The following is a 9,091-nucleotide window of genomic DNA, read 5'->3' as shown; positions in this document are numbered from 1 at the left end:
CCCCCCCCCGCCACAAACTGTGGCTGGCCACACCTGCGAGGGTCAGCCACAGCACGAGGTGTCGCTGACCCGTCAAGGTGTGGCTGTCTCAGTCGTGGTCGCGGGAGATGCCCGGCAGCAGCGCGTCACCGCCCCGCAGCGCCTCCATCGCCCCGGGGTGGCGCGAGACCCGGTCCAGGCTGCGGCGGCGGTAGCGCCAGATCATCCACGCGCCGAAGCCCCACAGGAGGAACTGCACGCTCATCGCGACGCGGAAGTCGTCGAGCGTGTAGGTCTCCGGCCCGCCGGGGGCCAGCCGGTCGAGGACGAGACCGATGAGCGCCATCGTCACCAGCGACGCGACGAAGCCGCCCATGTTGACCACGCCGGACGCCCGCCCGTACCGGTCGCTGCGGTGGAAGCTGCGGGCGAGGTCGAAGGCGATCATCGACCCGGGGCCGCCGACGGCGGTGACCGCGACGAGGACGACGAGCAGCCACAGCGGTGAGCGACCCGGCAGGGCGAGCACGACCGCCCAGACGAGCGCGATCGCGCCGACGACCGCGAGCGCCATGACGGAGCGGTAGTACGGGTGCCGGCCGGTCCAACGACCGATCGTGGGCCCGGCGACGAGCGCGACGAAGGTCATGAGGGTGAGCAGCGTCGAGGCCATCGTCGGGCTGAGCCCCTGGCCGGAGACGAGGAAGGGGTAGCCCCACAGCAGCGCGAAGACCGTCGGGGCGAACTGGGCGGTGAAGTGCACCGAGAGCCCGAGCCGGGTGCCGGGGTCGCGCCAGACCTCGGTCAGGCTGTGGCGCAGTGCGCGGATCTTGATCCGCTCGACCGCACCCCGCTCGTAGGGCGAGTCCTTGACGAGGGCGAAGACGCCGAGGAGCAGGATGACGCCGAGCGAGGCGGCCATCGCGTAGGTGCGCGTCCAGCCCCACCCGTGGAGCGCGGCGCTCAGCGGGACGGCGGCCGCGACAGCACCCATCTGGCCGATCATGCCGGTGACCTGGGTGACGACCGGCGCCTGCCGCACGAGGAACCACAGGGCGACGAGGCGCAGCACGGCGGTGAAGACCATCGCGTCGCCCGCCCCGACGAGGGCGCGGGCCGCGAGGCCGAGCGAGAAGGTGTCGGCGACGGAGAACCACAGCTGGCCGGCCGTCATGAGGACCAGGCCGGAGACGATGAGGGCCCGCGAGCCGAAGCGGTCGAGCAGCACGCCGACCGGCACCTGCATGCCCGCGTAGACGGCCAGCTGCAGGACGGTGAAGGTGGCCAGCTGGCTGGCGTTGATGCCGAAGCGGTCGGCGGCGAGCAGCCCGGCGACGCCGAGGGAGGTGCGGTGGAAGACGGCGAGGACGTACACGGCGAGGGCGGCGCCCCAGATGGCGTAGGCGCGGCGCCGGCCGATGTCGTGCAGCTGTCGGGTCCCGGTCACTGGATAGATGGTACGAATGGCTCCACGGTTCGACCAACCCGCGTTCCGTCCCTCGGATCGCACGAGAGGGGTCCACGTGCCCGCGACCAGTGCCCTGGACGGCCACACCGTCAGCCGCGCCACCCGTGAGGACGTCGCCGACATCGTCGCCCTGCTCCGCGACGACGACATCGGGGCCGGCCGTGAGGGTACGGACCTGGCGCACTACCTCGCGGCCTTCGCCGCGGTCGACGCGGACCCGCAGCAGTACCTCGCGATCGTCCGGGACGCAGGGGGCGCCGCAGTCGGCACCCTGCAGCTGACCTTCGTGCCCGGGCTCACCCGCGGCGGCACGCTGCGGATGCTCGTCGAGGGAGTGCGGGTCGGCTCCGCGGCCCGCGGCAGTGGCCTCGGCGCCGCGCTCATGGAGTGGGCGCACGAGCAGGCGCGGGCCCGCGGCGCCTCCCTCGTCCAGTTGACGAGCGACAAGCGCCGCCCGGAGGCGCACCGCTTCTACGAGCGGCTCGGCTACGTCGCGTCGCACGAGGGGTTCAAGCTCGAGCTCTGACCCTTGTGTCATCCACTTGACACAAGAGCGAAGGGAGAGCACGCTCGGCTTGTCCCAACCACCTGACACAAAGGTGACGCCATGAGCACGGTGCTGGTCCTCCCCTTCGCCCTCGCCCTCGGGCTGGTCGTCGCCGCGATCGTCATCACGGTCGGCCGCCGCCGGTCCATCGCCGTCGGCGTCAACGAGCACGTCCACCTCGTCGCCTATGCGCGGCGCGCCCGCGCCTGGCGGGTCGTCGCGCTCGCCCTGGCCGTGCTCGCGTGCATCGCCATCCCCGTGCTGGGGCTGGGAGGGACCGACACGGCCCCCGCCATCGCGCCGGCGCTGGCCGGGATCCTCGTCGTCGCGATCTTCGGGCTCGGCGAGGCGACCTTCCGACGGCCGATGACGCTCACCCGCAGCGCGGACCTGCGCCCGCGCCGGCTCGGCGACCTCGTGCCGTGGGGCTGGCTGATGACGGCGGCCGGGTCCCTGCTGGCGCTCGCCGCGGCGCTCGTCGTCGGCACCCTCCTCGGCAGCGCCGATGACCTCGGTCGGGCCGGGCGGGCCATCAGCGTCGTGTGCGACGGGGCGACCCACACGCGCACCCCGTGGCCCGGCAGCCACTACGCCGCTCCGATCGCGCTCGCCACGACGGTCAGCGTGCTCGTGGCCGTGGCGACCTGCCTCGTCGTCGCGCGCCGGCCCAGCCCGGCCGCCGAGAGCACCGCGCTCGACACGGGCCTGCGCCGGTGGTCGATGGCCGGCGTGCTGCAGGCCCTCACCCTCGTGGCCTGCGTGACGCTCGTGCCGGTCCTGCTGCTCATGGCGCTCGGCGCCGGCGCCTCCGACTGCGCGCCCGAGGGCTACGGCGTCCTCGCGGGCGTCGCCTTCGTCGGGGCGGGCGCGGCCACGGCACTGGGAGTGGTCGCCTTCGCCGGGCTCTGCACCGGGCCCGGCGTGCGGGTCGACGACATGCCGCCGCCGCAGCGGGGCGAGGCGACGCCGGTCGGAGTGCCGCTGTGAGCGTGGCGGTGACGATCGACCTCGTCGACCCGACGCCGCCCTTCGAGCAGGTCCGTCGGCAGCTGACGACGCTCATCGAGACCGGCCAACTCGTCACCGGCGACCGGCTGCCCTCCGTCCGACAGCTCGCCGCCGACCTCGGCCTGGCGACGGGCACGGTCGCGCGCGCCTACAAGGAACTCGAGGGCTCCGGTCTGGTGACGACCCGCCGCGGGGGCGGCACGCGGGTCGCGGCGCGACCGGCGGCGGGCCCGGCTGCGGCCACACTGCTCGAGGACGCGGCCGAGTCCTATCTGGCGCGAGCGCGCACCCTCGGCGCCACGCCCGAGCAGGCTGCGCAGGCGCTGGAGCGGGCCGCCCGGCGGCGTTGACGGCTCAGGACCACCTGGCGAGCAGGTACTGCACGCCGAAGGGGGTCTCCTCCCCCACCAGTTCCCCCGCCAGTCCGGGAGCGGCGGCCGCGAGGACCTGCAGCGCGGCTCGACCGCGCATCCACAGCCGGTCACACGTGGCCGGGTCGAGCGCGGCGAGGGTCGCGACGTCAGCGGCGGTGAGGGCCTCGGCGAGGGCGCGGGCGAAGGGGGCGGCGCCCGGCTGGAGGTGGCCCGGCGCCTTGTCGGTGAGGGTCGCGGGACCGTCGGCGACGACGACGAGCACGGCGTCGGGGCCTGCGGCCAGGTCGGCTCCGAGATCGGCGCACTCCTGCGGTCCGGCGTCCGCGGCGACGGAGAGCAGGTGCAGCTCGCCCCCTCCGGAGGGGGCGAAGGAGCGACCGATCTCGACGTCGGTCGGCAGGGCGCCCTCGGGCACGCGCCCGGTGGTGAACCGCGTTGCGCCGGAGGGTGCGTCGACCGGCCAGGTCCGCGTCGACGGTCCCGACCCGAGGACGACGAGACGGTCCGCTCCCTTCGTCATCGCGGTGTCGGCGACGAGGGCGGCGGCCCGCGCACGCAGGTCCGCGAGGGGGTCGGCGGCACCACCGATGCCGGGCAGCAGGGCAGGTGCGGCGGGGACGACCACCGCGGCGCGGATCATGCCAGCCCCCGCATCGTGCGCGCCGGGGCGCGTTCGCCGCGCAGGGTCGCGACCATGTCGAGGACCTGGCGGGTCTCGGCGACCTCGTGCACGCGGTAGATGCGCGCGCCGAGCCACGCGGAGACCGCGGTCGTGGCGAGGGTGCCGATGAGCCGCTGGTCGACGGGGCGGTCGAGGGTCTCGCCGACGAAGTCCTTGTTGGACAACGACACGAGCACCGGCCAGCCGGTGTCGACGAGCTCGTCGAGGCGGCGGGTCACCTCGAGGGTGTGGTGCGTGTTCTTGCCGAAGTCGTGGGCCGGGTCGATGACGACCGACTCGCGCGCGACCCCGGCGGCGACCGCCCGCTCGGCGTACCCGAGGACGCCCTCGAGGACGTCGTCGACCACGTCCCGCTCGAAGCCGGTGCGGAAGGGACGCGTGCGCGGCTCGACGCCACCGGTGTGGGTACAGATGATCGCGGTGTCGTGCCGTGCCGCGACGTCGACGAGTGCCGGATCGGCCCCGCCCCAGGCGTCGTTGAGCACGTCGGCGCCTGCGGCACAGACGGCTTCGCCGACCTCCGCCCGCCAGGTGTCGACCGAGATCACGAGCTGGGGGTGAGTCTCGCGGACCCGGGCGACGAGCCCGGCGACGCGGTCGATCTCCTCGGCGACGTCGACATCACCACCCGGAGCGGCCTTGACCCCACCGATGTCGACGATCTCGGCGCCCTGCTCGACGACGAGGTCGACGCGCTCCATCGCCTTGTCCTCGGCGAAGGTCGCGCCTTTGTCGTAGAAGGAGTCGGGCGTGCGGTTGACGATCGCCATGACGAGCATGGCGTCGTCGGCGAAGGTGTGCCGGCCGAGCCTCATCGGTCCACGTCCTCGTAGCCGGACTGGCTCACGGCCGCCGGCCGCTGGACGAGCGGCACCGGGCGGGTGCGCCAGCCACCGTCGCGGGTGAACTGGTGCAGCTCGTCGGCGACGACGTCGAGCTCCTGCGGCTCGTCGTGCTGCCGCGCGTGGACAACCGCGAGCAGCTCGGCGGCCATGACGGCGAGGTCGTGGTCGCGCTGGTGGCGGTGGGCGCGGGCGCCGAGGTCGACCTGGGCGATCGCGCCGAGGCCGAGGCGGCGGTAGGTGTCGATGAGCGAGGCGATCTCGACGCCGTAGCCGGTGGGCACGGTGAGCGTCTCCATGAGCGCGCGGCGGGCGGCCCACTCGCCGGCGAGCGGCTGGACGACCCCGGCGAGGTCGGGCCACCACAGGTTGAGCACGGGGCGGGCGACGAGTTCGGTGACCCGGCCGCCTTCGGTGCTCGGGGAGCGGCCCGGCACGTCGAGGACGCGGTCGTACCAGCCCTTGACGAGCAGGGTGGCAGGGTCGGCGGTCAGTGCGCCGACGAGCCCGGTGACGAAGTGCGGCCCCCACTCCGTCAGGTCGGCGTCGACGAAGACGAGCAGCTCGCCGGAGGTGACGAAGAGCGACTTCCACAGCGCCTCGCCCTTGCCCGGGTGGCTGCCCAGGTGCGGCGCGATCTCGGCGGAGTGGTGGACGGTCGCGCCGGCGTCGGCGGCGACCTGCGCGGTCGCGTCGGTGGAGTCGGAGTCGATGACGACGAGCTCGCTGACGAGCGGCACGGTCTCGACGAGCTCGCGGCGCAACCCGGCGACGACGTCGCCCACGGTCGCGGCCTCGTCCTTGGCGGGGATGACGACGGTGACCTGTTCCCCCTTCGCCCGGAGGCGCTCGGCCAGCTGCGCGGCGTCGAAGTCGCCGTGGGCGTGGCTGTGCCGGGCGAGCCACTCGCGGGTCGGTGCGCGCATGCGGTGGAGCCTCTCGACGGGTCAGGGCCGTGTGCGGCCCTCGCTCATCGTAGGCAGGCATCATGTGTGCCATGCGCCGACTCCTCGCGATGGCCCTGCTGCCGCTGCTGCTCGTGGCTGGCTGCTCCGACCCCGGCCAGGCCCTGTCCAACGCCGAGGCCACGGGGATCCTCAACGTCGGTGTCGTCGACAACCCACCTCGGGCTGTCTTGGGCGAGGGCGGTGACGCGAGTGGTCCGGCCGCCGAGATGATCACGGCCTATGCGGACTCGATCGGCGCGCACCCCAACTTCCAGGGCGGTGAGCTCAACGCATTGGCGGCGGCCGTGGAGCGCGGCGAGGTGGACGTGATCATCGGCGCCGACGAGGCGACGAAGGGGGTCACCGCCACCTCGTCGTCCGGCGAAGGGGGCGTCGTGCTCGTGGGCGACCAGGAGGGCCCGTTGGAGGACTCGATCAACTCCTGGATGGCCGATCAGGGCTGATCAGGTGCGCGCCACCTGCGACACCCGCTGAGGGGAGATCCCGAGCAACAGCGCGGCGTCACGGACGGTCAGGCCTTCGCGCAGGACATCGTCGACCGCGCGGGCGAGCTGCTCCGTGGCGGACGCCCGCGCCTCCTCTGCCTCGCGCCGCAGGCGGATGGCCTCGTCGACGTCGCGCTGGACCTCGGGCCGCATCGCCGGGACGAGCTGGACCTCGATGTCTGCTGCGTCCGCTCCGGTCATCGTCGCCACGGCGTCCGCCACGACTCCTGCCACCTGGTCGAGGCGCTTGGCCTGGGTGAAGACGCCGGGGACCTCGGGGACCTCGATCGCCCACCAAGCACCGGAGCGGACTGCGCGAGCCGTGACCTTCACCGCCGCACTCCCATCTGCTTGAGGATCGCCAGCGCCGTCATCTCGTTGATCTCCGAGTGCCGCGGCACGACGCTCGATCGCTCCCCGATCGACACCTTGGTGTGGCTGCCACCCTCACGGATCTCGAGCCGGAGCCCCACTCGCTGAGCCTCGGCACGCAAAGCCTTGAGGAGTTCGCGGCGCTTCATGAGCGTACGTCCAGTCCAGTAGACAGTTCAAGACAAGCGGACTAGACACAACGTTCGTCCGGGATGGATCCGCAGATACTCAGCCTGCCGACCGGATCATGACGTCACAGCCATGACGGGCGACCTGTGGATGCTCCCCCACGATGGGCAACAGCTGTTGATGAGGCGCGACTCAGAACTCGAGGCGATGCGCTCTCGGTGCGTGGGCTGGATCTGGCTCGGTCGCTCTCGGGATCAAAGTGGAGGCGAAAGTGGAGGGCTGGCCAGGGATGGCCGCCGACCCTCTAGCGGAGCAGAGGAGCCCGCTGGAGTGGCCGGGTCAAGGGTGAGCCCATCACGCAGTGACGCGGAGCGCCCGTGATGCGGTCCGGAGATGGGCGGAGAGTGAAGCGGAGGCTCCGAGGCGTGAAGGTGACGTGCCCGCTCTATTCGCGCGCCCGGTCCAGGTCGGCTCGGGTGAGGAGGTAGTACGTCGTCAGATCGACGTCAGAGAGTGCCTTGCCGGGGTTGGGTCCGCGGTCAATCGCGCAGACGACGGTGTCGACCGTGGCGCCGGCGCCGCGCAGGGCAAGGGTTGCGTCTCGGACCGCACCGCCCGTCGTGATGATGTCTTCGACGATGGTGACGCGGCGTCCGTCGACGTCGGCGCCCTCGGCCAGTCGCTTGGTCCCGTACTCCTTGGCCTGCTTCCGGACGAAGAGCGCGGGCGTACCAGTCAGGCTGCTGAGCATCGTGGCGATTGGGATGCCGCCGAGTTCCAGGCCGCCCAGGAGGTCGGTGTCTGCGGGAATGAGCGGAACCATGCTCTCTGCAACGCGGCGGAGGAGCTGGGGGTCAGATTCGAAGAGGTACTTGTCGAAGTATTCGGTGGCGATCTGGCCCGAGCGGAGAGTGAAGGTGCCGGTCAAGCGGCAGGTCTTGTCGATGTCACGGGCAAGTTCACTGAGGAGGTCGGCCACGAGCGCATGTTCCCATAGGAGTGGGTTTGCAGGGCGGCTTCCGTGAGCCGCGCACGGTCAGCCGGTGGCTTTACGAGGGTGCGGGCGGACAGCGATCTGGAGTGGGTGACGTCGCACGCCTGGCGCAAGACGACGGCGAGCATCCTCGACGGCTCGGGCGTGACGGCCCGGACCATCGCCGACCAGCTCGGCCACTCGCGCCGACCTAACGTCGACTGCAGCCGCATCCAGGTCTCGAGGCTGCGTCCCTGGCGCTCGTTGCACCTCGACCTGCGTGGGGGGTCTCGAGGCTGCGTCGCTGGCGCTCCTCGCACCTCGACCAGCGGGGCAGAGAGCTGGCGAAGGGACTCGAACCCTCAACCACCTGTTTCCCCGCGGGGCTCTTCGTGCTGTTGCTCCTGGGCTTTCTCCGCCCCGGTTTTCCGGGCTTCCGGGCGTGCCGTCGATGCATCGCCTCGGGCTGGATCGCTACGTCTCGGGACCAAAGTGGAGGCGTAAGTGGAGGGCTGGCCGGATCTAGCCACCGACCCTGTTGCGGAGCAGAGGAGCCTGCCGGAGTGGCCGGGTCAAGGGTGGACGGAGTCCATCACGAAGTGACGCGTAGCGCCCTTGATGCGGTCCGGAGGTGGGCGGAGAGTGGAGCGGAGGGTCGGAGGCGTGAAGGTGACGTGATCGAGCGGCGATGGGTGCGCCCAACTGCCTTCCTTGTGAACAACTCACCTGGTTCAGATCACTACTCGGAGGCGTCGGGACCGTCTTGGTTGCGGCTCCCCGAATACGTCGGGGGTGTTAACTCTGCGACAGGACCTGGACTAGTTGGCTCACCGTGGGGGCGCCGTCGACCCCCTCTGGTGTCTGGTAGAGCCGGCACGAGAGTCCCACTGGCGCGCCTAACTGGGCGAAGCGGTCCTCACCGTCGACAAGGACCGACGGTGAGCCGTGGAAGCTCTACTGTTCAGCTTGTTCGGGGGTGGTCACCAAGACCTTCTCCACGTCGACGTGGATGCCTAGGGTTTCCAGCGCGTCACGGATGCGGCCGTCGGCCACCTGCCAGTGCGGGCACCCGTCGAAGTACAGAAGTTGGACGCGCATGCTTCCACCCTACTTATCGGATGGTGGCACTCACGTAGTTGCTCGGCGAAGGGAGCGGCGCTCGGGATCAGGTCCTGGGCGTCGCTCCCTCTGTTGTGCCGGTGGGGTCGAGGTTCGCCGCCGCGCCCGGAACGGCCGCAGGCCGCATGCCCGGCACGGCGGCGGG

General features: G+C 71.9%; 12 protein-coding genes. 4 read left to right on the top strand and 8 right to left on the bottom strand.

Annotated features, from left to right (window positions below; translation table 11 throughout):
* Positions 1-88: 88 nt before the first annotated feature.
* Positions 89-1,426, bottom strand: a complete 1,338-nt coding sequence (locus tag JAN01S_RS15860) for an MFS transporter (RefSeq protein ID WP_068319713.1) — start codon at positions 1,424-1,426, stop codon at positions 89-91.
* Positions 1,427-1,502: 76 nt separating this feature from the next.
* Here JAN01S_RS15860 and JAN01S_RS15855 point away from each other — a divergent pair, with 76 nt between their 5' ends.
* The 3 genes from JAN01S_RS15855 to JAN01S_RS15845 all read left to right on the top strand — a co-directional run bounded on the left by JAN01S_RS15855 (position 1,503) and on the right by JAN01S_RS15845 (position 3,352).
* Entirely contained in the window at positions 1,503-1,973 is a 471-nt protein-coding gene (locus JAN01S_RS15855; RefSeq protein WP_244884868.1) for a GNAT family N-acetyltransferase, read from the top strand.
* Between the two features lie 81 nt (positions 1,974-2,054).
* Positions 2,055-2,981, top strand: coding sequence for a hypothetical protein (locus tag JAN01S_RS15850; RefSeq protein ID WP_068319711.1), 927 nt, complete (start codon positions 2,055-2,057; stop codon positions 2,979-2,981).
* Positions 2,978-3,352 carry a GntR family transcriptional regulator gene (locus JAN01S_RS15845; RefSeq protein WP_068319709.1) on the top strand — a complete coding sequence of 125 codons (375 nt, stop codon included), beginning with the start codon at positions 2,978-2,980 and terminating at the stop codon, positions 3,350-3,352. Before JAN01S_RS15850 ends, JAN01S_RS15845 begins: the two co-directional genes overlap by 4 nt.
* A gap of 4 nt (positions 3,353-3,356) precedes the next feature.
* Here JAN01S_RS15845 and JAN01S_RS15840 read toward each other — a convergent pair whose 3' ends face one another.
* From JAN01S_RS15840 to JAN01S_RS15830, 3 genes are read right to left on the bottom strand one after another with little or no spacing between them, the layout of a single operon-like run.
* A complete protein-coding gene (locus JAN01S_RS15840) occupies positions 3,357-4,016 on the bottom strand; it encodes a class III extradiol ring-cleavage dioxygenase family protein (protein WP_068319707.1) in 660 nt (219 codons plus the stop codon).
* A complete protein-coding gene (gene folP, locus JAN01S_RS15835; protein ID WP_068319705.1) occupies positions 4,013-4,873 on the bottom strand; it encodes a dihydropteroate synthase in 861 nt (286 codons plus the stop codon). Before folP ends, JAN01S_RS15840 begins: the two co-directional genes overlap by 4 nt.
* Positions 4,870-5,826, bottom strand: a complete 957-nt coding sequence (locus tag JAN01S_RS15830; protein WP_068319703.1) for a glucosyl-3-phosphoglycerate synthase — start codon at positions 5,824-5,826, stop codon at positions 4,870-4,872. Before JAN01S_RS15830 ends, folP begins: the two co-directional genes overlap by 4 nt.
* 71 nt (positions 5,827-5,897) lie before the next feature.
* Between JAN01S_RS15830 and JAN01S_RS15825 the strand changes: the two genes are divergently transcribed.
* Positions 5,898-6,311, top strand: a complete 414-nt coding sequence (locus JAN01S_RS15825; protein WP_068319702.1) for a transporter substrate-binding domain-containing protein — start codon at positions 5,898-5,900, stop codon at positions 6,309-6,311.
* Here JAN01S_RS15825 and JAN01S_RS15820 read toward each other — a convergent pair whose 3' ends face one another.
* The 4 genes from JAN01S_RS15820 to JAN01S_RS17735 form a co-directional block, all read right to left on the bottom strand.
* Positions 6,312-6,686, bottom strand: coding sequence for a hypothetical protein (locus tag JAN01S_RS15820; RefSeq protein WP_068319701.1), 375 nt, complete (start codon positions 6,684-6,686; stop codon positions 6,312-6,314).
* A complete protein-coding gene (locus JAN01S_RS15815) occupies positions 6,683-6,826 on the bottom strand; it encodes a hypothetical protein (protein ID WP_218000066.1) in 144 nt (47 codons plus the stop codon). Before JAN01S_RS15815 ends, JAN01S_RS15820 begins: the two co-directional genes overlap by 4 nt.
* Before the next feature lie 473 nt (positions 6,827-7,299).
* Entirely contained in the window at positions 7,300-7,833 is a 534-nt protein-coding gene (gene pyrE, locus JAN01S_RS15810) for an orotate phosphoribosyltransferase (protein WP_068319698.1), read from the bottom strand.
* Between the two features lie 948 nt (positions 7,834-8,781).
* Entirely contained in the window at positions 8,782-8,925 is a 144-nt protein-coding gene (locus JAN01S_RS17735) for a hypothetical protein (protein ID WP_306305679.1), read from the bottom strand.
* Between the last annotated feature and the right edge of the window lie 166 nt (positions 8,926-9,091).

This window comes from Janibacter anophelis NBRC 107843 (assembly GCF_001570945.1).
Classification (GTDB): Bacteria; Actinomycetota; Actinomycetes; order Actinomycetales; family Dermatophilaceae; genus Janibacter; species Janibacter anophelis.
This window is presented reverse-complemented; position numbering and strand designations above follow the sequence as displayed.